Here is a 22,891-nt window from a genome sequence, read left to right as displayed (position 1 = left end):
GGGGGAGGCGACGCAGTCGCTCAGGGGGTGCCGCAGGCTCAAGCCGCCAGCTTCTTGGCCTTCTCGAAGGCTTCGTCGATGGTGCCAACCATGTAGAAGGCCTGCTCGGGCAGGTGATCGCACTCGCCAGCGCAGATCATCTTGAAACCACGGATGGTTTCAGCCAGCGACACGTACTTGCCGGGAGCGCCAGTGAACACTTCGGCCACGTGGAAAGGCTGCGACAGGAAACGCTGGATCTTGCGGGCGCGGGCCACGGTCAGCTTGTCTTCGGGAGCCAGCTCGTCCATGCCCAGAATGGCGATGATGTCGCGCAGTTCCTTGTAGCGCTGCAGCGTGCCCTGCACTTCGCGGGCCACCTTGTAGTGCTCTTCACCCACGACCTGGGGGTCCAGCTGGCGGCTGGTGGAGTCCAGCGGGTCGACAGCGGGGTAGATACCCAGCGAAGCGATGTCACGCGACAGCACCACGGTGGAGTCCAAGTGGGCGAACGTCGTGGCAGGCGAGGGGTCGGTCAAGTCATCGGCAGGCACGTAAACGGCCTGGATGGAAGTGATCGAACCGACCTTGGTCGAGGTGATGCGCTCTTGCAGGCGGCCCATTTCCTCGGCCAGCGTGGGCTGGTAGCCCACGGCGGAAGGCATGCGGCCCAGCAGAGCGGACACTTCGGTACCGGCCAGCGTGTAGCGGTAGATGTTGTCCACGAAGAACAGCACGTCCTTGCCTTCGTCACGGAAGGCTTCGGCCATGGTCAGGCCGGTCAGCGCCACGCGCAGACGGTTGCCCGGGGGTTCGTTCATCTGGCCGTAGACCATGGCGACCTTGGAGTCGTTCAGCGACTCCTGGTTGACCACGCCGGCGTCCGACATTTCGTGATAGAAGTCATTGCCTTCACGGGTACGTTCACCCACACCGGCAAACACCGACAGACCACCGTGGCCCTTGGCGATGTTGTTGATGAGTTCCATCATGTTCACGGTCTTGCCCACGCCGGCGCCACCGAACAGACCCACCTTGCCGCCCTTGGCGAAGGGAGAGATCAGGTCGATCACCTTGATGCCGGTTTCCAGCAGTTCCTGCGAAGGCGACAGCTCGTCATAAGCCGGTGCCTTGCGGTGGATGGGGGCCGTCAGGGCCTGATCCACGGGACCGCGTTCGTCGATGGGGTTGCCCAGCACGTCCATGATGCGACCCAGCGTCGCCTTGCCCACGGGCACGGTGATGGGGTTGCCGGTGTTGGACACCATCAGGCCACGACGCAGACCGTCGGACGAGCCCAGGGCGATGGTACGCACAACGCCGTCACCCAGCAGTTGCTGCACTTCCAGCGTCAGGGCCGAGCCGTCGAGCTTCAGGGCATCGAACACCTTGGGCATTGCGTTGCGGGGGAACTCGACGTCCACCACAGCGCCAATACATTGAACAATCTTGCCTTGCACTTGAGCCATTTTTTGCTCCAATTAGTTTGTCTGTTAAAGCCGTTTACACCGCAGCGGCGCCAGCCACGATTTCCGACAGTTCGGTCGTGATGGCTGCCTGACGCGTCTTGTTGTAGACGAGCTTCAACTCGCTGATGACGTTGCCGGCGTTGTCGGTCGCGGCCTTCATGGCCACCATGCGCGCCGATTGCTCGGACGCCATGTTTTCTGCAACCGCTTGGTAGACCAGGGACTCTGCGTAACGCACGAGCAGCTCGTCGATCACGGACTGCGCATCGGGTTCGTAGATGTAGTCCCAGCTATGGCCAGACGTCTTCTCGGCCTGCATGCTCTCGGACGACAGGGGCAGCAACTGCTCCACCACCGATTCCTGCTTCATGGTGTTGATGAACTTGGTGTAGCTCAGGTACACCGCGCTCAGCTTGCCCGCTGCGTACGCATCGAGCAGCACCTTCACAGGGCCGATCAGCTTTTCCAGATGGGGCGTATCGCCCAGACCCGTCGCGTGCGAAACCACCTTGGCGCCGACACGGTTCAGAAAGCCCAGACCCTTGTTGCCAATGGCCACCGCTTCTGCCGACACGCCTTGATCCTGCAGCTCCCGCAGCTTGGCCGTGACAGCACGCAACACGTTGGTGTTCATGCCGCCGCACAACCCCTTGTCCGTCGTCACAACGATGACGCCGGCAGTCTTGGCATCACCGTTCACTTGCATGAACGGGTGCACGTACTCGGGGTTGGCTTGGCCAAGATGGACTGCAATGTTGCGGATCTTTTCGCTGTACGGGCGTGCAGCCAGCATCCGTTCCTGCGCCTTGCGCATCTTGGATGCGGCCACCATTTCCATGGCTTTGGTGATCTTCTTGGTGTTTTCCACCGATTTGATCTTGCCGCGAATTTCCTTACCTGCTGCCATGATGGCTCCTCGTCCGGTTTAAGCGAACGACTTCTTGAACGCAACGATGGCGGCGTTCAATTCGGCTTCGGAATCCTTGTCCATGGCCTTGGAAGCGTTCAGCTTGTCGATCAGGGCGCCGTGGCTGGTCTTCAGGAACTGGTGCAGACCAGACTCGAAAGCCAGCACTTGCTTGACCTGGATGTCGTCCATGTAGCCCTTGTTCACTGCGAACAGCGAAGCGCCCATCAGGGCGGTGGACAGGGGGCTGTACTGGGCCTGCTTGAGCAGTTCGGTCACGCGGGCACCGCGGTCGAGCTGCTTGCGGGTGGCTTCGTCCAGGTCGGAGGCGAACTGCGCGAAGGCAGCCAGCTCACGGTATTGCGCCAGGTCGGTACGGATACCGCCGGACTGGCCCTTGACCAGCTTGGTCTGTGCAGCACCACCGACGCGCGACACCGAGATACCGGCGTTGATGGCGGGGCGGATACCGGCGTTGAACAGGCTGGTTTCCAGGAAGATCTGGCCGTCCGTGATCGAGATCACGTTGGTGGGCACGAAGGCCGACACGTCACCCGCCTGGGTTTCGATGATGGGCAGAGCCGTCAGCGAACCCGTCTTGCCCTTGACTTCACCCTTGGTGAAGGCTTCGACATAGTCGGCATTCACGCGGGCTGCGCGCTCGAGCAGGCGGCTGTGGAGATAGAACACGTCGCCGGGGAAGGCTTCGCGGCCCGGGGGACGGCGCAGCAGCAGCGAAACCTGGCGGTAGGCCACGGCCTGCTTGGACAGGTCGTCATAGACGATCAGCGCGTCTTCGCCGCGGTCGCGGAAGTACTCGCCCATCGTGCAGCCCGAGTAGGCCGACACGTACTGCATGGCAGCGGATTCGGAAGCGGTGGCAGCCACGACGATGGTGTATTCCATCGCGCCGGCCTGCTCCAGGGCACGCACCACGTTCTTGATCGAGGAAGCCTTCTGGCCGATCGCAACGTAGATGCAGGTAACGCCCTGACCCTTCTGGTTGATGATGGCGTCGATGGCCACGGCGGTCTTGCCGGTCTGGCGGTCGCCGATGATCAGTTCGCGCTGGCCACGGCCGACGGGCACCATCGAGTCGATGGACTTGATGCCGGTCTGCAGGGGCTGGTCCACGGACTGGCGTGCGATCACGCCGGGAGCGACCTTCTCGATCACGTCCGTCATCTTGGCGTTGATCGGGCCCTTGCCGTCGATGGGCTGACCCAGGGCGTTGACCACGCGGCCGATGAGTTCGGGGCCGACGGGCACTTCCAGAATGCGGCCCGTGCACTTGACGGTGTCGCCTTCGGAGATGTGCTCGTACTCGCCCAGAATCACGGCGCCGACGGAGTCGCGCTCGAGGTTCAGCGCCAGGCCGAAGGAGGGCTGGCCGTCCTTGCCTGCGGGGAATTCCAGCATTTCGCCTTGCATCACGTCCGACAGGCCGTGCACGCGCACGATACCGTCGGTCACCGAAACCACGGTGCCTTCGTTACGGATGTCGCTGCTGCCAGCCAGACCCTCGATGCGGCTCTTGATCAGTTCAGAAATTTCTGCGGGATTGAGTTGCATGACTCTTTCCTTCTTTAGCTTTGGTTAGCCGAGACCTCAGTCGCGTTGTTACGCAATGAGGGCCGCTTTCATTTGTTCCAGGCGGGCCTTGACGGAGGTGTCAAGAACTTCATCACCCACCACGACGCGGATGCCACCGATCAGGGACTGATCTTGCTGCACCGACAGGTTCAGCTTTCGGCCGAAACGCTTCTCCAGCGAAGTCCCGAGTGCGGCCAGTGCGGCAGCATCTATGGGGAATGCGCTTTGAACCACGGCGTCGGACGAGCCACCGGCGCGGTTCACGAGGCTGCGAAACTGGGCCGCCACTTCTGGCAGGGCTTGCAGTCGGCCGTTTTCAATGATGACGCGCAGAAAGTTGCGTGCGGCATCGGGCAATGCCGAGCCGGCCACGCCGCTGATGACGTCGAACAGTTGTTCGTCGGTCACCTTGGGGTCGTCGGCCAGCTGGCGCAATTGCGGATTGGCGGCAATCGCCGCCAATTCCTCCGCCCAGGCAACAGTGCCGGACAGGTCAGCACCCTGCTGGGTGCTGGCCTTGAACAGGGCATCTGCGTAAGGACGGGCAATGGTGGCGAGTTCTGCCATGTTTGCTCTTCCTTACAGCTCGGTCTTCAGGCGGTTCAGCAGGTCGGCATGGACGCCGGCATCCACTTCCTTGCGCAGGATCTGCTCGGCGCCCTTGACGGCCAGCGCAGCCACTTGCTCGCGCAGGGCTTCACGGGCCTGGATTGTCTGCTGCTCGGCCTCGGCGCGGGCAGCAGCAACAATCTTGTTGCCTTCTTCGGAGGCACGGGCCTTGGCTTCTTCGATGATGGCCTGGGCACGGCGTTCGGCGTCCGCAAGCCGCGATGCCGTTTCGTTGCGCGTCTGGGCCAGTTCCTGCTCGACGCGCTTGTTGGCAGCGGCCAGGTCGGTCTTGGCCTTGTCGGCAGCAGCGAGGCCATCGGCGATTTTCAGAGCTCGTTCATCCAGCGCCTTCGCGATCGGGGGCCACACGAACTTCATCGTGAACAGCACCAGGATCAGGAAAACGATGGCCTGGACGAACAGGGTCGCGTTGATACTCACGGCAACACCTTTCTATCTAGGGCGTTGATCGGAGCTTAGGCCAGGACGAAGGGGTTGGCGAAAGCGAACAGCAGAGCGATGGCCACACCGATCAGGAAGGCAGCGTCGATCAGACCGGCCAAGATGAACATCTTGGTTTGCAGTTCGTTGATCAGCTCAGGCTGACGTGCCGACGATTCCAGGAACTTGCCACCCATCAGGGCGATACCGATCGAAGCGCCGATAGCGCCCAGACCAACGATCAGACCACAAGCCAGAGCGACGAGACCGAGAATGTTTTCCATGATGACTCCTGAGATTAAAGAAAGAGAAAGGTTGAGAGGGAAAGGAAATGGTCAGTGGGCTTCATGCGCCTGGCCGAGATAGATCAGCGTCAGCATCATGAAAATGAAGGCCTGCAGGGTGATGATCAGAATGTGGAAGATCGCCCAGATAGAGCCTGCAATGATGTGCCCCAAGGGGAGCAACACACCGGAAAGCGACATGGCAGCCGCACCGCCCATCAGAGCGATCAGACAGAACACCAACTCACCAGCGTACATGTTGCCGAACAGTCGCATGCCATGCGAAACCGTCTTGGCGACATATTCAATGATTTGCATGGCCAGGTTCACGACACCCAGGATCAGTGCAAACACGGGATTCTTGCTGGTGCCGAACGGGGCAGTCACCAGTTCGTGGGCCCAGCCGCCCATGCCCTTGATCTTGATGCTGTAGAAGAAGCACAGGATCAGCACGGCCGAGGACAGGCCCAGCGTGGTCGAGAGGTCAGCCGTGGGAACGACGCGCAGGTAGGCGTGCGAGTCACCCTGGAAGCCCTGCCACAGCACCGGCAGCAGGTCCACCGGCAGCATGTCCATGGCGTTCATCATGAAGATCCACACGAACACGGTCAGTGCCAGGGGAGCGATGAACTTGCGGCTTTGCGCGTTGTGGATGTTGGCCTTGGCCTGGTTGTCCACCATCTCGACCAGCAGCTCTACAGCCGCCTGGAAGCGCCCCGGAACGCCCGATGTGGCCTTGCGCGCGGCAAGCCACAGCACGAACAGGCTCAGCACGCCCAGCGTGGCGCTGACGACGATCGAGTCCAGGTTGATGACCGAAAAGTCGATGATCGACTTTTGCTTGATGTTCTGGAGGTGCTGCAGGTGGTGAACGATGTATTCACTTGCAGTAGGTGCGTGCGCGTCTGCGGCCATCGGTCAACTTCTCTTCAAATATCAATCGGTTTTTCGGACACTGGATCGCACTATCAGCGCGACCCAATACGTTTTCATGACGACTACCAAGCCCGCCAGCAGCGCCAGCCAACTCAGCCCCGGGACCAGCTTGGGTGCAGCCGCCAGCATGGCAATGCACAGCACCAGCTTCACCAGTTCCCAGCCAAAAATTCCCACCATGGCGGCTGCAGCGCCGCCCGGCCTCTTTCGTACGACGGCACGCGCAAACAGCGCTGCCGGCAACACCACCGACAAGGCACCGTAGGCAGCCGACCATCCGACCTCGGCGCGCCCCGTCACCAGCCATGCGACCAGTGCCACCAGCACGCCCACCACCGCCTGGACCACCACGAAACGCCACACAGACATCTGCGGGTTTCGCGTGCGCCACTCCTGAGCCTCCTCGGAGGTCAGGGGCTTGAAGTCGGAATCCTCGCCCTCAAGTTCCCTGTCAGCGTCCGTGTCGGCGGCGTAGTTTTTCATTGAATTCTCTAAGGCCGCAGACCAGACAAGACTTTTTCACAAAGCCTCTGATTATAAGTAAAAACCCCTGCCGAACGATAGGGGTTGTTACGGGCATGCCCAAAACGGAGGCGGCGACCGGGCTGTGTGGCAGCCGGCCAACAGCGCCAGCCTCGCGCCGCAGGCCACTTGTTTGTTGTGTGTGGAGTTCTCGTGGCGGACGACGCGGCAGCCCCGGGCTGCGACATGGCCGCGAACGATAGCGCACAATCGCCTCCAACGCCAAGCGATTAACCTTGATTCACCTATGACCGACGCCTCCACCCCTACCCCCACCCCAGCCACCGAGCCGGGCGCGGACCCGCGCAAGGATTCGCTGATCGAGTACCCGTCGCAGTTCCCCATCAAGGTCATGGGCGTCAAGGCCGAGCATCTGGTGCACGAGATCACCCAGATCGCCCAACGCTTCGACCCTGCCTTTGACGCCAGCACCATTGAATTGCGCCCCAGCAGCAGCGGCAAATACCTGGGCGTCACCGTCACGGTGACGGCGACCAGCCGCGAACAACTCGACGATCTGTACCGCGCCTTCACCTCGCATCCGCTGGTGAAAGTGGTGCTGTGAGCACCCTTGACGCGCAGCAGTCGCAGTCATTGGACCTGCGCCTGCTGGGCCGCACGGACTACGAGGCCACGGTGCAGGCCATGCAGGCCTTCACCAGCCAACGCGATGCCGGCACGCGCGACGAGCTGTGGATATGCGAGCACTCCGCACATTTCACACAAGGCCTCGCCGGCAAAAGTGACCACTTGCTGAGCCCTGGCGACATTCCCGTGGTGGCCACCAACCGCGGCGGACAGGTCACCTACCACGGCCCGGGCCAGGTGGTCGCCTATCCCTTGCTGGACCTGCAGCGCCTGGGCTACTTCGTGAAGGAATACGTGTTCCGCATCGAGGATGCGGTCATCCGCACGCTGGAGCATTTCGGCATCACCGGCCACCGCGTGGAAGGTGCCCCCGGCATCTACGTGCGCCTCGACGACCCTCGCAGCCATGCCATGCTGCCCCAGCGCCCGCAACTGCGCGCACCCGGCTCGCCCGCGCCCCAACCCGATTTTTCGGGGCTGGGCAAGATTGCAGCCCTGGGCATCAAGGTCAGCCGGCATTGCACCTATCACGGCGTTGCATTGAACGCCGCCATGGACCTGGAACCCTACGGCCGGATCAACCCTTGCGGCTACGCAGGGCTGCAAACGGTGGACCTTTCTACAATCGGCGTTCAGACAACCTGGGACGAAGCCGCGCGCGTGCTGGGACGACAGTTGCAGCGCCGCCTAGCCCCCTGAATCCAGAACCATGACCACCAACACCGTCGTGCGCGAAGCGCAGTCACAAGCCGAGTACAACCCGCTGGCCAAGCAGAAGGCGGCAGCGAAGCTTTCGCGCATCCCGATCAAGGTCGAGCATGGCGAAGCACTCAAGAAGCCCGAGTGGATTCGCGTCAAGGCGGGCAGCCCCACCACGCGCTTCTACGAGATCAAGGACATCCTGCGCGCCAACAAGCTGCACACGGTCTGCGAGGAAGCCTCCTGCCCCAACATCGGCGAATGTTTCGGCAAGGGCACGGCCACCTTCATGATCATGGGCGACAAGTGCACGCGCCGCTGCCCGTTCTGCGACGTGGGCCACGGCCGCCCCGACCCGCTGGACACCAACGAGCCGCTCAATCTTGCCAAAACGATTGCCGAGCTGCGCCTGAAATACGTGGTCATCACCAGCGTGGATCGCGACGACCTGCGCGATGGCGGCTCGGGCCATTTCGTGGAGTGCATCAAGAACATCCGCGAGCTCTCGCCGCTGACCCAGATCGAGATCCTGGTGCCCGACTTCCGTGGCCGTGACGACCGTGCGCTGGAAATCCTCAAGGCCGCACCTCCCGATGTGATGAACCACAACCTGGAGACCGCACCGCGCCTGTACAAGGAAGCACGTCCCGGCTCGGACTACCAGTTCTCGCTGAACCTGCTCAAGAAGTTCAAGGCCTTGCACCCCAAGGTTCCGACCAAGAGCGGCATCATGGTGGGCCTGGGCGAGACCGATGAGGAAATCCTGCAGGTCATGCGCGACATGCGTGCGCATGACATCGACATGCTGACCATCGGCCAATACCTGGCACCCAGCAACAGCCACCTGCCGGTGCGTCGCTACGTGCACCCCGACACCTTCAAGATGTTCGAGGAAGAGGCATACAAGATGGGCTTCACGCATGCAGCCGTGGGCGCCATGGTGCGCTCGAGCTACCACGCGGACCAGCAGGCACACGCCGCCGGCGTCTGAGCCGGCGATGGCCGCCTGCCTGCAGGGCGGCCTTCTTCACGCACTTCGGGGATGGCCTTTGCAGGCCATCCCCTTTTTCATGTCTGGAGGCATGGCATTCAGGCGCCGGTTTTGACCTGAATACACATTCAGCAACAAACAATCGATGCCATGTGTCACCGGCATCTCGGTTGATGAATTTCCCGATCTCTTTATGATGCCGATTTTCCGAATGCTTTCTGCATTCAAAAAAATCCGAACGACCCCGGAATGCGGCTCAACGACATGAAATCCAGGATTTCGGGCGTTCGGGCGCCGATCCATTGACAAAGGGATAAATGCATATGGCCAATGACGAGCAAAAGGACCGTGCAGCATTCGATGCCGCCATACAGGCACTGAAAGCAGAGGTTGCCAATGCCGGGGTGCATCTCTCGCTGGACTCATCTGCACGCCTGGCCTATGCCCGACAGATTCAGGCCATGGCCAACGAGCTTCAGTTGCAGGCCACGAGCGGTCGCATCACCTGGGGACAGGCTGCACAACAGGCCCAGGAGGCGCGCAATGTCATCATGGAGATCATCCGAGGCCGCAGCACCCCCGTGGGCAGAGCCATGGCGCAACGCATCAAGAGCGAGGGCAAGACGCTCAATGAGCTGATTGCCCGCAAGGCCCAGCAATTGCACGGCCCCAACGTGCGGTTCGATCGCCTCACGGCGGTCCAGCAAAACGCCGTGTATGGCGAAATCGTCAAATCCGCCGGCAAGTCCAATGCCGCCATCACCCAGAGAATGCGCACGCTCTCCCGGGCAGGACGCGGCCTCCTGGTCTTCTCTATTGCGGTATCGGTCTACACCATCGCCAACGCAGACAACAAGGTGGAGGCCGCCGGCAAGGAATTGGCCGTCACAGGTGCCGGGATCGGTGGAGGCATGGCAGGTGGTGCCCTGGCCGGGCTGGCCTGCGGGCCCGGGGCACCTGCCTGCGTGGTGGTCGGCGCTTTTGTCGGCGGGGCACTGGCTGCCATAGGCGTCGAATTCCTCTGGTGACACTTCAGGACAACAGATGCGCATCCTCTCCGACCGGCAGTTGTCACTGCAGCCCGCCGCATCCCATCCTGCAGGGCAGGTACCGCAAAGCCGCCTGGTGCTCAACGGGAATGCAACGCCCATTCTGGTGGACGGCACCATTCTCGAGGCAGCCGTTCAATGGAACGACCTCTACCTTCTGTTCACCACCGATGACACGCCCATGGAGGAGATGCTGCGGATTACGCTGCTCGACGAGAATTTGCAGGCACTCGACAAGGCCGTGATAGGCAGCATGTATTCCACGGGCAGCTTCTCGTTGCTGCCATCGGACGAACGATCGCTGGTGCGATTTCGATTCATGGGAAATACGGACTGGAGTGTCGAAATCCTGCAGGAACCTGGATTCCGGCTGCCATTTCTTGGCGATCCGCGCGCCGTCACGCGCCCCCTGGGGTTTTCGCGGCGCTTTGTCGTGCGAGGCCATCCTGAGCCGGAAAGCAACTGATGCCGACGCAGTTGAAGGCAATAAAAAAGCAGGGCCAACGTGCATGCCCTGCTTGAATTGAATGCAATCGTGCTTTCCCGTTCCACGTAGAAAAAAAGCCTGGCTAACCGGCAGACCGCTGGCTGGCAAACCGACTTGCTGCAGGCTGAACAGGCCTGGCGAGTCGCCCCACGATGAAACTGAAAAAGCTTGCAGCTCGAATTCCCCACCAGAGAGCTTCTTGCTGCATTGGAGCGGATCATAACATCGAATGAGAATCAATCGCAACTGAAGTTGTGATTTTTTTGCCTCGCGCCTTCACTTGACCGAAGTCATGGGCTCAGCAGCGCTGCCGGGCTGTCCGAACGAAGGACTTCCTGCGCCCAGGCGGCCAGCTTGCGTGTGTCGGCACGCAAGATTTCCTGCTTGACGACCAGGATCTGCGCCGGATGCATGGAAAAGCTGCGCAGGCCCAGGCCCAGCAGCAGGCGCGTCATGGCCACATCGCCGGCGGTCTCCCCGCAGACACAGACGCTCTTGCCTTGCGCCCTTCCTTCGGCGATCACATCCGCCACCAGCTTGAGCACGGCGGGATGCAGGGGATCGTAGAGATGGGCCACGGTCTCGTCGGCGCGGTCGATGGCCAGCGTGTACTGGATCAGGTCGTTGGTGCCGATGGACAGGAAGTCGAAATAGCGCAGGAAGGTGCGCACGATCAGCGCTGCCGCAGGCACCTCGATCATGGCGCCCAGCTTGACCGGGCCGTGCGCCACGCCGCGCGCGTCAAGCTCGCTTTGCGCCAACCTCACCTGGGCCAGGGTCTGCTCGATCTCGCTTTGGTGGGCCAGCATGGGGAACAGCAGATGGATCTGCCCATGCGCGGCAGCACGCAGGATGGCGCGCAGCTGGGTGCGGAACATGGCCGGATCGGCCAGGCTCCAGCGGATGGCGCGCAGACCCAGCGCGGGGTTCAGGTAGTAGTCCTTGGGCTGGGCCTTGTCCAGCGGCTTGTCGGCGCCCACGTCCAGCGTGCGAATGGTCACGGGCATGCCCTGCATTCCATCCACGGCTTCGCGGTAGGCCCGGTATTGCTCTTCCTCGCCGGGCAGGTTGCCGCCACGCCCCATGAACAGGAATTCCGTGCGGAACAGCCCCACGCCCACCGCGCCCGCATGCACGGCCGCAGGCCCGTCGCCGGGCTGCTCGATGTTGGCCAGCAGCTCGATACGCTCTCCGTCCAGCGTCAGCGCAGGCGTGTGGCGCAGGCGCGAGAGGCGCTCGCGCTCGAGCTCGTTCTGGCGCTGGCGAAAGCCATATTCGGCCAGGATGATGGGTGAGGGATCGACGATGACGACCCCTGCATTGCCGTCGATGATGATCCAGTCGTCCTGGCGGATCAGTTGCCCCGCAGCCCGGGCGCCGACCACGGCAGGAATGTCCATGCTGCGCGCCACGATGGCCGTGTGCGAAGTGCGGCCACCCACGGCCGTGATGAAGCCGGCAAACAACCGGCTCTTGAACTGCAGCATGTCCACTGGCGACAGGTCCTGCGCCACCAGAACCAGCGGCGCGTCGGTGGCCCCATCGAGCAGCAGCGGCTGCTGCGGCGGCGTGCCCTCCCCCGTTGCCTCGACTGCCAACAGCTCGGCCGGTGCGGGCACGGGGCTGGCCATGCCCTTCATGTGCCGCAGGATGCGCTCGACCACCTGCTCGAGGTCCGCCTTGCGCTCGCGCAGGTATTCGTCCTCCATCTCGTCGAACTGGCGCGAGACGACCTCCAGCTGCGTGGTCAGCGCCCATTCGGCGTTGTAGAGGCGATCGGATATCCAGTGCTTGATGGCGGCGGCCAGGGCCTCGTCCTGCAAAAGCAGCAGGTGGACGTCGAGCAAGGCATCGAGCTCGCCCGGCGCATCCTTGGGCATTTCATCCTGCAGGCGGCGCAGCTCGTCGATGACGGCATTGCGCGCACTGCGGGCGCGGTCGATTTCCGCGTCCACCTGGTCGGGCCGGATGAAGTAGTGCACCACCTCCATGCGGCTGGAGGCCACCACCACCGCACGCCCTATGGCGATACCCCGTGACACGGCCAGTCCGTGGATTGCAAACGTCATTGCGCCTGTCCTTTGCCTGCTGCTGCGCAGGCCCCGGACCGTCGCAATGCGGCATCGTCCAGTTCCAGCGCGTGTTGCTCTGTTGCGCTCACCGTCTGCCAGCGCAGCAAAGGCACATTACTGGCCTTCGCCAAACTTGTCGTTGATCAGGGCGGTCAGCGCATCCATGGCTTCCTGCTCCTGTGCTCCGTCGGTCTCCAGCAGCACTTCGGAGCCCATGCCGGCAGCCAGCATCATCACGCCCATGATGCTCTTGGCATTGATGCGCCGCTCGCCCTTGCTCATCCAGACTTCGCAGGGAAAGCTGCCTGCAAGCTTGGTGAGCTTGGCGGAGGCGCGGGCATGCAGGCCCAGTTTATTGCTGATGGTGATAGGGGTCTTGATCATTGGATGGTCGCGGACTCTGGTTCTGAGGCGTGTTCACGCCCACCTGCATCACCCCATGGCTGCCTCCCGCCAAGGCACGCTCGGCCACGGCTTCCAGCGCCTCGTGGCGATAGCCTATGGAGCGCAGCAGCATGGGCAAGTTCACCCCGGCCACCAGCCGCCCGGCAGGCAGTTGCGCCACAAGGCGCTGCGCCACGTTGCAGGGCGTCGCACCAAAGAGGTCGGTCAGCACCAGCGTGGGCAGCCCCAGCAGGCCGCCATGGTCTTCAAGCAACTGCTCGGCACGCATCAGGGTGGCCTCGGGCGGCTCCTGAGCGGGCACATCCAGGGCAAGGACGTCCTCGGCACTGTCGGCGAACACATGCAGGGCGCATTCGCGCAGTGCCTGGGCCAAAGGTGCGTGGGTGAACAAAAGGATGCGCGTGGTCATGAAGTCACAGGGTTCGGAGTCGATTATGGCGTGCGAAGGCGCATGCAGGGCAAACGGCGCGCCTGCGCTGCGCTCCATGCCACAGTTGCCTCCCGCATCCGTGGCTCCAAACCTGTTGCTACTGCAGTTGCAGGCTGGCGAAGAAGTTGTTGGCCTCGTCTGTGCGCGGCTTGTCGCTGTAGATCACGGCATGGTAGAGGCGCGCGCCCGCCGGCTCCATTCGTGCAAACCACACGCCATGGGCCGTGAGCTTCCAGCCCTGGGGACCCACGCCTTCAAACGTGGTGCGCAGCGACTGCGGCAGATTCAAGGCGCCTGCAGGCACGAAGGAGCCATCTTCCTTGGAGCGCAATTGCTTGGCGCCGGCCGGCGCCTGTCCCGGCGCACCCGGATTCATCTGACCGAGCACGGCCGCCTGCCAGTACGACAGCATCTCGGCGGCCCTGGAGGGCTCGCTGACCAGGAAGTGGGAAACCGCGTAGGTGGACGCATCGGCGTCGCATCCCATCATGGACATCTGTACCGTGCCCATGCCCTGGCCCAGTTCCACCGGCCGGGTGGCCGATTGCGGATCGCAAGGCAAAAGCACACGCAGTGGCGTGCCCTCGACCGCAACCTGCCGCCAATCCAGCCGGGGACTGCATGCGGCCAAGGGCGTCAACACCAGCACAGCGGCAGCAAGCCGCATGGCAGGAGCGCGGAGCCTTGCCATGGGGATCAAAAAGCTTTCCATCAATGTCATGCCGGCATTATCGACACGGCCCGCTTGACCGAGACCCGAACTTTTGCCCTTGCCGCGCATCGAAACGCGGTGCACGGCATGCGTGCAGGCCTACGGGCACAACTTTGGGCACAATCGTCGCTATGGCAAGCAAACATTGGATCGCAGGCGTGGTGATCGCCGCAGCCGCCGGAATGGGCGCATGGGTGTATTCGGGCGCAGGCCAGACGGCGGCGCCGCAATCGACCTTCGTGCTGCTGGATGGCAGCAAGCAGACCACGGCCGATTTCAAGGGCAAGGTGACGCTGGTCAATTTCTGGGCCACCAGCTGCACCACCTGCGTGGCCGAGATGCCGGAGATCGTCGCCACCCACCAGAAATTCCAGGGCCAGGGCTTCGAGACCCTGGCCGTGGCCATGAGCTACGACCCGCCCAGCTATGTGGTGAACTTCGCCGATTCGCGCAAGCTGCCGTTCAAGGTGGCGCTGGACAACACCGGCGCCGTGGCCCGCGCCTGGGGCGATGTGCAGCTGACGCCCACCACCTACATCGTCAACAAGCGCGGCGACATCGTGAAGCGCTATGTGGGAGCGCCTGACTTCGCCGAGTTGCACCGGCTGATCGAGAAACTGCTGGCCGAAGCCTGATACGGCACAGGCAAGCCCAGAAAAAAACCGGCATCACGCCGGTTTTTTTGCATCTGCATGCCGATCAGCGGCTGCGGAAGCTGTCGTGGCAGGCCTTGCAGCTGGCAGCGGCCGGGCCGAAGGCCGCCTTGAGCTGGTCCAGGTTGCCGGACTTGGCCGCAGCCGCGAGCTTGACCGTCTCGGCCTGCATCTTCTCCGACAGATCCTGGAACTTGGCCTGCTCCTTCCAGATTTCAGGCTTGGCCTTTCCACCCTCCGTGCCTGCGCCGAAACCTGCCCAGGGCAGCTTGGCCATGAAGGCCACCACCTCGGCGTTTTCCTGGGCCGCCTTGGCATCGAAGGGGATCTTTCCGTTCGCCATCGCACCCAGGCGACCGAAGTGCTGGCCCAGCACGGCCAGCGCGCCCTGGCGGTACTTGATGGCGTCCTCGGACTTGGCAAACTGGGCGGAAGCCGGCAGCGCGGTAGCGGCCACCAGGGCGGCCAGCGCCCATGCAGAAACTTTCTTCATCGTGGTTTTCCTTTTCGAGTGTGGGGAAATCTGCCGGGCCAGTATGGCAGTGACGCCTTGCGGGCGCAGCTTTGATTGACCGCAGCCAGGGTGCATTGACTGCCGGCTCCGGAATGCAGGTCGGCACAATGCACTCATTCCCACCCACACGCTCATGCCATGGCACAAGAACCGACCGCACAAGGCGCCGCCAAGCACAAGGTCCGCATCTGGGACCTGCCCACCCGGCTGTTTCACTGGCTGCTGGCCGCAACCGTGATTGCCCTGGTCGTGACGGCCAAACTGGGCGGCAATGCCATGAACTGGCATCTGCTGCTGGGCCATGTCATGCTGGCCTTGCTGCTGTTTCGCCTGTTGTGGGGCCTGGTGGGTGGCCGCTGGTCGCGCTTTGCCAGCTTCATCCATGCACCTTCCGCCCTGCTGCGCCATCTGCGCGCACAAGGAGCGGAGAGCGACAGCGCAGGCCACAGCCCGTTGGGCGCTCTGTCCGTGCTGGCCATGCTGGCGGTGCTGATCGCCCAGGTAGGCAGCGGATTGCTCAGCGATGACGAGATTGCGTTCTCCGGGCCGCTGAGCCGCTTCGCATCGGGCGACACGGTGGCGCAGGCCACGGCCTATCACGCGCATTGGGGACAGTATTTGCTGTACGCACTGGTGGCCCTGCATCTTCTGGCCATCGTGTTCTATGCCTGGCGCGGGCGCGGCCTGGTGCGAGCCATGGTGACCGGGGACAAACAGTTGTCCGCGCCAGTACCCGCCTCACGCGACACGGCAGGCAGCCGTTGGCTGGCCTTGGCCCTGGCCTTCGGGGCAGGCGCTGCGGCATGGTGGGTACAGCAGCTTGGTGGCGCTTTCTGACGGCGCAGCCAGAGGTGGGCCGCTTGCCGCTACACTGCGCTTTCCGTCGTTTTAGCTGAGTGCCCGTGGACAAGCCTGCTGTCGCCTTGCTGGCGCCGAATCCCGCGGAAGACTGGGACGAAGTCCGCCAGATCTTCCGGGAGTACGCTGCAAGCCTGGATGTCGATCTGCAATTTCAAGATTTCGAGGCCGAGATCGCCGATCTGCCCGGCGACTACGCTGCGCCGCGCGGCCACATCCTGCTGGCCAGGGTCGATGGCGCAGTGGCCGGCTGCTGCGCCCTGCGCCCCCTGGACAACTGCGACTACGCCAATGCCGCCGAGATGAGGCGCCTGTTCGTGCGCAAGGCCTTTCGCGGTTTCGGACTGGGTCGGCAGCTGGCCGAAGCCATGCTTGATGTGGCGCGCCAGGCCGGCTATGACCATGTGCTGCTGGACACGCTGGACGACATGGAATCGGCCCGCGCCCTCTACGTCGACCTGGGCTTCGAGGAAATCCCGCCCTACTATCACAACCCCATCGCGGGGGCGCACTACCTCAAGGCCGATATTTTCTAGGCCGGCCTGGCTGAACCAGCGCCCCCAATACAAAAAGGCATTGCACCCGGGTGCAATGCCTTTTTTCGCAATAGCGCGGTGCGCAGGCCAGAAGGCCTGCAGCGCGATCAGGCCTTGGCCTGGCCCAGCAAAGTGGCCGCGTCGCTGACCTCGAACTTGCCAGGGCCTTCCACGTTCAGCGTGACGACCTTGCCGTCCTTGACCAGCATGGAATAGCGGTTGCTGCGCAGGCCCAGGCCCTTGCCGTTCAGATCCAGCGTCAGGCCGGTGGCCTTGGCGAATGCGGCGTCGCCGTCGGCCAGCATGCGCACCTTGCCATCGGTCTTCTGGTCGCGGGCCCATGCGCCCATCACGAAGGCGTCGTTGACCGACAGGCACCAGATCTCGTCCACGCCGGCAGCCTTGAAGGCTTCGGCCTGCTCCACGAAGCCGGGCACATGCTTGGCCGAGCAGGTGGGAGTGAATGCACCGGGCACGGCGAAGACCGCGATGGTCTTGCCTGCAGCGGCTTCGGGCAGCTTCACGGGGTTGGGGCCGATGCTGCAGCCATTGCCTTCGACTTCCACGTATTCCATCAGGGTGGCAGCGGGCAGGGCATCTCCGACTTTGATCATCTCTATCTCCTTTGTGGTGCAAAACCGGGGGCCGCCGAAATGGCGGTCCCCAAACGAAAAAACGACCCACATTGTGGGTCGTTTCCTGTGGCTTTGCAGCCGGTGGGCCTAGGTAGGCTTACACCAGAGCAGCCTTTTGCACCAAGCGGGTAGCAACCCAGTTCTTGGTCTTGGACAGCGGGCGGCTTTCCGTGATTTCGATCACGTCGCCCAGCTTGTACTCACCTTGCTCGTCGTGAGCGTGGTACTTGCTGGACTTGATCATGATCTTGTCATAGATCGGGTGCTTGACGCGGCGTTCAACCATGACCGTCACGGTCTTGGCACGCTTGTCGCTGACCACCTTGCCAATCAAGGTGCGCTTGAGGGATTTTTTAGCTTCCGTCATGTCGGCTTCCTGATTACTTGGCGGCTTGCTTTTCAGCAAGGATGGTCTTGGCGCGGGCGATGTCACGGCGCGTGGTACGCAGCGTGTTCGTGTTACCCAGCTGTTGCGTGGCCTTTTGCATACGCAGACCAAAGTGAGCCTTTTGCAGGGACTTCACTTCGGCTTCCAGGCCGGCAACGTCTTTTTGGCGGAGTTCAGCAGCTTTCGTCATGTTGTTCTCCTTAGGCACCAATTTGACGGGACACGAAGGTCGTACGCAGCGGCAGCTTTGCAGCGGCCAGGCGGAACGCTTCACGAGCCAGCTCTTCAGGGACGCCCACGATTTCGTAGAGCACCTTGCCGGGCTGGATTTCGGCCACGTAGTACTCGGGGTTGCCCTTACCGTTACCCATACGCACTTCTGCGGGCTTGGTAGAGATTGGCTTGTCCGGGAACACGCGGATCCAGATACGACCGCCGCGCTTGACGTGACGCGAGATCGCGCGGCGAGCCGCTTCGATCTGACGTGCCGTCAGGCGACCACGGTCAGTGGACTTCAGGCCGAAGTCACCGAAAGCAACGGAGTTACCACGCGTTGCAATACCGGTGTTGCGACCCTTTTGCTCCTTGCGGTATTTGCGGCGAGCAGGTTGCAGCATCTTTATTCTCCTTTACCGTCCGCTGCTGTAGCGGGCGCGTCAGTCTTGCGAACGCGCTTAACGGAATCAGCGCCAGCGCCGGCGGGCTTGTCGCTGCCGTCTGCAGGTGCTGCGTTAGCGCCTGCGGGGCGGCGGGCACCACGGCCAGCACCGTCACGACGACCATCGCCGCGACCATCGCGACGGGGGCCGCGAGGACGACGCTCTTCTTCGGGGCGGGGGGTCTCGGCTGCCGGCAGGTCGTTACGACCCAGCGTGTCACCCTTGTAGACCCAGACCTTCACACCGATCACACCGTAGGTCGTCTTGGCTTCGGAGAAGCCATAGTCGATGTCGGCGCGCAGCGTGTGAAGTGGCACACGGCCTTCGCGGTACCACTCGCAGCGTGCAATTTCGATACCGTTCAGACGGCCCGAAGACATGATCTTGATGCCTTGGGCACCCAGACGCATGGCGTTTTGCATCGCACGCTTCATGGCGCGGCGGAACATGATGCGCTTTTCGAGCTGCTGGCAGATCGAGTCGGCGATCAGCTTGGCATCGATTTCAGGCTTGCGCACTTCTTCGATGTTCACAGCCACGGGCACGCCCAGACGGGTTGCGAGTTCCTTCTTCAGGTTCTCGATGTCCTCGCCCTTCTTGCCGATCACGACACCAGGACGTGCCGAGAAGATCGTGATGCGGGCGTTCTTTGCAGGACGCTCGATCAGGATGCGCGACACGGCGGCGTTCTTCAGCTTGGCCTTCAGGAACTCGCGCACCTTGATGTCTTCGGCCAGCATGCCGGCGAAGTCGCGGTTGCTTGCGTACCAACGGCTGGCCCAGTTGCGGCTAACAGCCAGGCGGAAGCCGGTAGGATGGATTTTCTGTCCCATATTCTTCCCAGGCCTTTCAGTTGCCAACCGTCACGTACACGTGGCACGTGGGCTTGCTGATGCGATTGCCGCGGCCCTTTGCACGCGCGGTGAAGCGCTTGAGCGTGGTGCCTTGTTCGACGAAGATGGTCTTGACCTTCAGTTCGTCGATGTCGGCGCCGTCGTTGTGCTCGGCGTTGGCGATGGCGGACTCGAGCACCTTCTTGATGATCACGGCAGCTTTTTTCTGCGTGAACGTCAGGATGTTCAGGGCTTGGTCCACTTTCTTGCCGCGGATCAGGTCCGCGACCAGGCGACCCTTGTCCACAGACAGGCGGACGCCACGGAGAACAGCACGTGTTTCAGACATGTTCTATTCCTTACTTCTTGGCTTTTTTGTCCGCCGGGTGACCCTTGAAGGTACGGGTCAGCGCGAATTCGCCGAGCTTGTGGCCGACCATCTGGTCAGTCACATACACGGGCACGTGCTGCTTGCCGTTGTGCACGGCAATGGTCAGACCGATGAACTCGGGCAGAACCATGGAGCGACGCGACCAGGTCTTGACGGGCTTCTTGTCCTTGGTGGCGACGGCCTTCTCGGCCTTTGCCAGCAAGTGATGGTCAACAAACGGACCCTTTTTAAGAGAACGAGTCATTTGCTACCCTTTACTTCTTACGACGCGACACAATCATCGACTGCGTGCGCTTGTTGTTACGGGTACGGTAGCCCTTCGTCAGGTTGCCCCATGGGTCAACAGCGTGACGACCTTCACCGGTCTTGCCTTCACCACCACCGTGCGGGTGATCGACAGGGTTCATCACCACGCCGCGAACGGTCGGGCGGATACCCATCCAGCGCTTCACACCGGCCTTGCCCAGACGGCGCAGGCTGTGCTCTTCGTTGGCGACTTCACCGATGGTCGCGCGGCATTCGATGTGCACCTTGCGCACTTCGCCGGAACGCATACGCACTTGGGCGTAGATGCCTTCACGGGCCAGCAGCGTAGCCGACGTACCTGCCGAACGGGCGATCTGCGCGCCAGCGCCGATCTTCAGTTCGATGCAGTGGATGGTCGAACCCACGGGGATGTTGCGGATCGGCAGGGTGTTGCCCACGCGGATCGGGGCTTCCGAACCGCTGACGATCGTTGCGCCGACTTCCAGGTTGCGCGGAGCAATGATGTAGCGACGCTCGCCGTCGGCATAGCACACCAGAGCGATGTGGGCCGTACGGTTGGGGTCGTACTCAATGCGCTCGACCTTGGCGGGGATGCCGTCCTTGGTGCGCTTGAAGTCCACCACGCGATAGTGGTGCTTGTGGCCACCGCCCTTGTGACGGGTGGTGATGTGACCGTTGTTGTTACGGCCCGACTTCTGGTGCTGAGGCTCCAGCAGGGGGGCGAAACCTGCACCCTTGTGCAGATGGTCACGCGTGACCTTGACCGTGCCGCGTTGGCCGGGGGTCGTCGGTTTGAGCTTGATAACAGCCATGATTACGCAGCCTCCCCGGACAGGTTCAGCTCTTGACCGGGCTTGAGCATCACGTAGGCCTTGCGAACGTGGTCGCGGCGGCCGGTGGTCTTGCCAAAGCGCTTGGTCTTGCCCTTGATGTTCACCACGGAGACACCAGCAACTTCCACCTTGAACATCAGTTCCACGGCGGCCTTGATTTCATGCTTGGTGGCGCTCTGCAGCACCTTGAACGTCACGGCGTTGGACTTCTCTGCAACCATGGTGGCCTTTTCGGACACGATGGGAGCAACCAACACCTGCATCAGACGACCTTCGTCAAACTTGAGCGTGCTCATTCGAACATCTCCTTGAGTTTGTCGATCGCACCCTTGGTGACGAGCACTTTCTTGTAGTGCACCAGCGACACGGGGTCGGCGTAGCGCGGCTCGACCACGAACACGTTCTTCAGATTGCGGGAAGCCAGGTACAGGTTCTCGTCGACTTCTTCAGCGATCACCATGACCGATTCCAGGTTCATGGCCTTGAACTTGTCGGCCAGCACCTTGGTCTTGGGGCTTTCGAGCTTGAGCGAGTCCACCACGGCCAGACGGCCTTCGCGGGCCAGCTGCGACAGGATGGCAACCATGCCGGCGCGGTACATCTTCTTGTTGATCTTCTGCGTGAAGTTTTCTTCAGGCAGATTCGGGAAGATGCGGCCGCCGCCACGCCACAGAGGCGAGGAGGACATACCGGCACGAGCACGGCCGGTGCCCTTTTGCTTGAACGGCTTGGCGGTCGTGTGACGAACCTGCTCGCGGTCCTTCTGAGCGCGAGTGCCCTGGCGTGCGTTGGCACGGTAGGCGATCACGATCTGGTGGACGAGGTCTTCGTTGAATTCACGGCCGAAAACAGTCTCGGGCGCATCAAACTTGGATGCGGCCTGGCCTTGTTCATTCAGGAGTTCGAGCTGCATTAGTTCGCTCCCTTGGAAGCTTTGGCCTTGATGGCGGGGCGCACCGTCACGAAGCCACCCTTGGAGCCCGGAACAGCGCCCTTGATCAAGAGCAGTTGGCGTGCTTCGTCAATGCGAACCACGTCGAGATTTTGGGTGGTGATGGTTTCATCGCCCATGTGGCCGGTCATCTTCTTGCCCGGGAACACGCGACCTGGATCCTGGGCCATCGAGATGGAGCCGGGAACATTGTGCGAACGGCTGTTGCCGTGCGAGGCGCGCTGCGAGCGGAAGTTGTGACGCTTGATGGTGCCGGCGAAGCCCTTACCGATGGAAGTGCCTTGCACGTCCACCTTCTGGCCCACCGAGAACAGCTCGGCGACGGGCAGGACGGAGCCTGCGGCGTACTTGCCAGCGGTTTCTTCGGTCACGCGGAATTCACCCATCACTTCACCGGCTTCGACACCTGCCTTGGCAAGGTGGCCGGCTTCTGGCTTGGTCACGCGAGATGCCTTGCGCGAACCGAAAGTGACCTGCAGGGCCACGTAGCCATCGTTCTCTTGGGTTTTGACCTGAGTCACGCGGTTGTTCGACACATCCACCACTGTGACAGGCACTGCGTCCCCATCATCAGTGAACAGACGCATCATGCCCACCTTGCGACCCAGCAACCCGAGGGAGTTGCTCAGACTCATTTGTTTGCTCCAAAACTTCCGCCGCTGAAACTGCAATTGGCCCAGCGTTGCGCTCCCGCCCCAGATGACCAAGGCCTTGCGCACGAAAGAAGGTTGATAAAACTTCGCTCAAGAAAGGCGAAGCCCCAAATTTTAACGCGAACTGCCTTTTCAAGCAAGTTCGCGTTAAATCAAAGCCCTTCAACGGCCCCGCAAGGGGCCTGTGAAGTACTTATTGCAGCTTGATCTCGACGTCCACACCTGCGGGCAGGTCCAGCTTCATCAGAGCGTCAACCGTCTTGTCAGTCGGGTCAACGATGTCCATCAGGCGCTGGTGAGTGCGGATTTCGAACTGGTCGCGGCTGGTCTTGTTGACGTGCGGCGAGCGCAGGATGTCGAAGCGCTTCATGCGTGTCGGCAGGGGCACGGGACCCTTGACGATGGCGCCGGTGCGCTTGGCAGTGTCAACGATTTCAGCAGCCGACTGGTCGATCAGCTTGTAGTCAAACGCCTTCAGGCGGATGCGGATTTTTTGCTTGGACATTGTGTATTCCTAGTTTTCTAAGAATTACGCAATGATCTTTG

General features: G+C 62.1%; 33 protein-coding genes. 8 read left to right on the top strand and 25 right to left on the bottom strand.

Going from position 1 to position 22,891, the window contains the following annotated elements; translation table 11 throughout:
• Positions 1-38: 38 nt before the first annotated feature.
• Genes atpD through DTS01S_RS27935 form a run of 8 tightly spaced genes read right to left on the bottom strand, consistent with a single transcriptional unit; the run spans position 39 to position 6,701 of the window.
• On the bottom strand, positions 39-1,448 hold the full coding sequence (atpD, locus tag DTS01S_RS27970) for a F0F1 ATP synthase subunit beta (protein WP_012202357.1): 1,410 nt from the start codon (positions 1,446-1,448) through the stop codon (positions 39-41).
• A 34-nt stretch (positions 1,449-1,482) separates the two neighbouring features.
• Positions 1,483-2,355 (bottom strand): F0F1 ATP synthase subunit gamma, encoded by an 873-nt coding sequence (gene atpG / locus DTS01S_RS27965; RefSeq protein WP_012202356.1) that lies wholly within the window; start codon positions 2,353-2,355, stop codon positions 1,483-1,485.
• A gap of 18 nt (positions 2,356-2,373) precedes the next feature.
• Positions 2,374-3,927, bottom strand: coding sequence for a F0F1 ATP synthase subunit alpha (gene atpA, locus DTS01S_RS27960; protein ID WP_016448495.1), 1,554 nt, complete (start codon positions 3,925-3,927; stop codon positions 2,374-2,376).
• Positions 3,928-3,975: 48 nt separating this feature from the next.
• Positions 3,976-4,515 (bottom strand): F0F1 ATP synthase subunit delta, encoded by a 540-nt coding sequence (locus DTS01S_RS27955; RefSeq protein ID WP_012202354.1) that lies wholly within the window; start codon positions 4,513-4,515, stop codon positions 3,976-3,978.
• Positions 4,516-4,527: 12 nt separating this feature from the next.
• Positions 4,528-4,998: a F0F1 ATP synthase subunit B gene (locus tag DTS01S_RS27950; protein WP_016448496.1), complete on the bottom strand. Its 471-nt coding sequence runs from the start codon at positions 4,996-4,998 to the stop codon at positions 4,528-4,530.
• Between the two features lie 35 nt (positions 4,999-5,033).
• Positions 5,034-5,282 (bottom strand): F0F1 ATP synthase subunit C, encoded by a 249-nt coding sequence (gene atpE, locus DTS01S_RS27945; RefSeq protein WP_011803767.1) that lies wholly within the window; start codon positions 5,280-5,282, stop codon positions 5,034-5,036.
• A gap of 51 nt (positions 5,283-5,333) precedes the next feature.
• Positions 5,334-6,197, bottom strand: a complete 864-nt coding sequence (gene atpB, locus DTS01S_RS27940; protein ID WP_016448497.1) for a F0F1 ATP synthase subunit A — start codon at positions 6,195-6,197, stop codon at positions 5,334-5,336.
• Positions 6,198-6,218: 21 nt separating this feature from the next.
• Complete coding sequence (locus DTS01S_RS27935; RefSeq protein ID WP_016448498.1) at positions 6,219-6,701, bottom strand: ATP synthase subunit I; 483 nt, start codon at positions 6,699-6,701, stop codon at positions 6,219-6,221.
• A 286-nt stretch (positions 6,702-6,987) separates the two neighbouring features.
• On the opposite strand from DTS01S_RS27935, the gene DTS01S_RS27930 reads away from it, so the two are divergent.
• From DTS01S_RS27930 to DTS01S_RS27910, 5 genes are all read left to right on the top strand, one after another.
• On the top strand, positions 6,988-7,305 hold the full coding sequence (locus tag DTS01S_RS27930) for a YbeD family protein (RefSeq protein WP_016448499.1): 318 nt from the start codon (positions 6,988-6,990) through the stop codon (positions 7,303-7,305).
• On the top strand, positions 7,302-8,027 hold the full coding sequence (gene lipB, locus DTS01S_RS27925) for a lipoyl(octanoyl) transferase LipB (protein WP_016453561.1): 726 nt from the start codon (positions 7,302-7,304) through the stop codon (positions 8,025-8,027). The genes DTS01S_RS27930 and lipB overlap by 4 nt, the downstream gene beginning before the upstream one ends.
• A gap of 10 nt (positions 8,028-8,037) precedes the next feature.
• Entirely contained in the window at positions 8,038-9,018 is a 981-nt protein-coding gene (gene lipA, locus DTS01S_RS27920) for a lipoyl synthase (RefSeq protein WP_013800257.1), read from the top strand.
• A gap of 317 nt (positions 9,019-9,335) precedes the next feature.
• Positions 9,336-10,046, top strand: coding sequence for a hypothetical protein (locus DTS01S_RS27915; RefSeq protein ID WP_016453562.1), 711 nt, complete (start codon positions 9,336-9,338; stop codon positions 10,044-10,046).
• 16 nt (positions 10,047-10,062) lie between these two features.
• Positions 10,063-10,533, top strand: a complete 471-nt coding sequence (locus tag DTS01S_RS27910) for a hypothetical protein (RefSeq protein ID WP_017403796.1) — start codon at positions 10,063-10,065, stop codon at positions 10,531-10,533.
• Positions 10,534-10,844: 311 nt separating this feature from the next.
• On the opposite strand, the gene ptsP is transcribed toward DTS01S_RS27910, so the two are convergent.
• From ptsP to DTS01S_RS27890, 4 genes are all read right to left on the bottom strand, one after another.
• On the bottom strand, positions 10,845-12,623 hold the full coding sequence (ptsP, locus tag DTS01S_RS27905) for a phosphoenolpyruvate--protein phosphotransferase (protein ID WP_026061991.1): 1,779 nt from the start codon (positions 12,621-12,623) through the stop codon (positions 10,845-10,847).
• Between the two features lie 117 nt (positions 12,624-12,740).
• Positions 12,741-13,010, bottom strand: a complete 270-nt coding sequence (locus DTS01S_RS27900; protein WP_016448505.1) for an HPr family phosphocarrier protein — start codon at positions 13,008-13,010, stop codon at positions 12,741-12,743.
• Entirely contained in the window at positions 12,979-13,440 is a 462-nt protein-coding gene (locus DTS01S_RS27895) for a PTS sugar transporter subunit IIA (RefSeq protein WP_026061990.1), read from the bottom strand. The genes DTS01S_RS27900 and DTS01S_RS27895 overlap by 32 nt, the downstream gene beginning before the upstream one ends.
• 118 nt (positions 13,441-13,558) lie before the next feature.
• A complete protein-coding gene (locus DTS01S_RS27890) occupies positions 13,559-14,128 on the bottom strand; it encodes a hypothetical protein (RefSeq protein ID WP_016453565.1) in 570 nt (189 codons plus the stop codon).
• A gap of 176 nt (positions 14,129-14,304) precedes the next feature.
• On the opposite strand from DTS01S_RS27890, the gene DTS01S_RS27885 reads away from it, so the two are divergent.
• The gene (locus tag DTS01S_RS27885; protein WP_017403794.1) at positions 14,305-14,808 is read left to right on the top strand and encodes a TlpA disulfide reductase family protein; all 504 of its coding nucleotides are present in this window, start codon (positions 14,305-14,307) and stop codon (positions 14,806-14,808) included.
• Positions 14,809-14,872: 64 nt separating this feature from the next.
• Here the strand turns inward: DTS01S_RS27885 and DTS01S_RS27880 are convergent, their stop codons facing one another.
• Positions 14,873-15,319, bottom strand: coding sequence for a c-type cytochrome (locus tag DTS01S_RS27880; RefSeq protein ID WP_016448509.1), 447 nt, complete (start codon positions 15,317-15,319; stop codon positions 14,873-14,875).
• Positions 15,320-15,478: 159 nt separating this feature from the next.
• Between DTS01S_RS27880 and DTS01S_RS27875 the strand changes: the two genes are divergently transcribed.
• Both DTS01S_RS27875 and DTS01S_RS27870 read left to right on the top strand, forming a co-directional pair.
• Complete coding sequence (locus DTS01S_RS27875) at positions 15,479-16,177, top strand: cytochrome b/b6 domain-containing protein (RefSeq protein ID WP_017403793.1); 699 nt, start codon at positions 15,479-15,481, stop codon at positions 16,175-16,177.
• 65 nt (positions 16,178-16,242) lie between these two features.
• Positions 16,243-16,734: a GNAT family N-acetyltransferase gene (locus DTS01S_RS27870; protein WP_016448511.1), complete on the top strand. Its 492-nt coding sequence runs from the start codon at positions 16,243-16,245 to the stop codon at positions 16,732-16,734.
• Between the two features lie 107 nt (positions 16,735-16,841).
• Here the strand turns inward: DTS01S_RS27870 and DTS01S_RS27865 are convergent, their stop codons facing one another.
• From DTS01S_RS27865 to rpsJ, 12 genes are all read right to left on the bottom strand, one after another.
• The gene (locus tag DTS01S_RS27865) at positions 16,842-17,348 is read right to left on the bottom strand and encodes a peroxiredoxin (RefSeq protein ID WP_016448512.1); all 507 of its coding nucleotides are present in this window, start codon (positions 17,346-17,348) and stop codon (positions 16,842-16,844) included.
• A gap of 118 nt (positions 17,349-17,466) precedes the next feature.
• Entirely contained in the window at positions 17,467-17,736 is a 270-nt protein-coding gene (rpsQ, locus tag DTS01S_RS27860) for a 30S ribosomal protein S17 (protein ID WP_016448513.1), read from the bottom strand.
• 13 nt (positions 17,737-17,749) lie between these two features.
• Positions 17,750-17,947: a 50S ribosomal protein L29 gene (rpmC, locus tag DTS01S_RS27855; RefSeq protein ID WP_012202337.1), complete on the bottom strand. Its 198-nt coding sequence runs from the start codon at positions 17,945-17,947 to the stop codon at positions 17,750-17,752.
• A 10-nt stretch (positions 17,948-17,957) separates the two neighbouring features.
• On the bottom strand, positions 17,958-18,374 hold the full coding sequence (rplP, locus tag DTS01S_RS27850) for a 50S ribosomal protein L16 (RefSeq protein ID WP_012202336.1): 417 nt from the start codon (positions 18,372-18,374) through the stop codon (positions 17,958-17,960).
• Positions 18,375-18,376: 2 nt separating this feature from the next.
• Positions 18,377-19,249: a 30S ribosomal protein S3 gene (gene rpsC / locus DTS01S_RS27845; protein WP_012202335.1), complete on the bottom strand. Its 873-nt coding sequence runs from the start codon at positions 19,247-19,249 to the stop codon at positions 18,377-18,379.
• Between the two features lie 16 nt (positions 19,250-19,265).
• A complete protein-coding gene (rplV, locus tag DTS01S_RS27840) occupies positions 19,266-19,598 on the bottom strand; it encodes a 50S ribosomal protein L22 (RefSeq protein WP_012202334.1) in 333 nt (110 codons plus the stop codon).
• Between the two features lie 10 nt (positions 19,599-19,608).
• On the bottom strand, positions 19,609-19,884 hold the full coding sequence (rpsS, locus tag DTS01S_RS27835; RefSeq protein WP_012202333.1) for a 30S ribosomal protein S19: 276 nt from the start codon (positions 19,882-19,884) through the stop codon (positions 19,609-19,611).
• A gap of 10 nt (positions 19,885-19,894) precedes the next feature.
• Positions 19,895-20,719, bottom strand: a complete 825-nt coding sequence (rplB, locus tag DTS01S_RS27830) for a 50S ribosomal protein L2 (protein ID WP_012202332.1) — start codon at positions 20,717-20,719, stop codon at positions 19,895-19,897.
• A gap of 2 nt (positions 20,720-20,721) precedes the next feature.
• The gene (gene rplW / locus DTS01S_RS27825) at positions 20,722-21,036 is read right to left on the bottom strand and encodes a 50S ribosomal protein L23 (RefSeq protein ID WP_012202331.1); all 315 of its coding nucleotides are present in this window, start codon (positions 21,034-21,036) and stop codon (positions 20,722-20,724) included.
• Positions 21,033-21,653 carry a 50S ribosomal protein L4 gene (gene rplD / locus DTS01S_RS27820; protein WP_012202330.1) on the bottom strand — a complete coding sequence of 207 codons (621 nt, stop codon included), beginning with the start codon at positions 21,651-21,653 and terminating at the stop codon, positions 21,033-21,035. The genes rplW and rplD overlap by 4 nt, the downstream gene beginning before the upstream one ends.
• The gene (gene rplC, locus DTS01S_RS27815; RefSeq protein ID WP_012202329.1) at positions 21,653-22,327 is read right to left on the bottom strand and encodes a 50S ribosomal protein L3; all 675 of its coding nucleotides are present in this window, start codon (positions 22,325-22,327) and stop codon (positions 21,653-21,655) included. Before rplC ends, rplD begins: the two co-directional genes overlap by 1 nt.
• 211 nt (positions 22,328-22,538) lie before the next feature.
• Positions 22,539-22,850, bottom strand: coding sequence for a 30S ribosomal protein S10 (rpsJ, locus tag DTS01S_RS27810; protein WP_003059431.1), 312 nt, complete (start codon positions 22,848-22,850; stop codon positions 22,539-22,541).
• Positions 22,851-22,891 lie beyond the last annotated feature (41 nt).

It is taken from the genome of Delftia tsuruhatensis NBRC 16741, from assembly GCF_001571325.1.
In the GTDB taxonomy this organism is placed as follows: Bacteria; Pseudomonadota; Gammaproteobacteria; order Burkholderiales; family Burkholderiaceae_C; genus Comamonas; species Comamonas tsuruhatensis.
The sequence above is the reverse complement of the archived record's forward strand: the minus strand, read 5'-3'. Positions and strand labels throughout refer to the sequence as shown.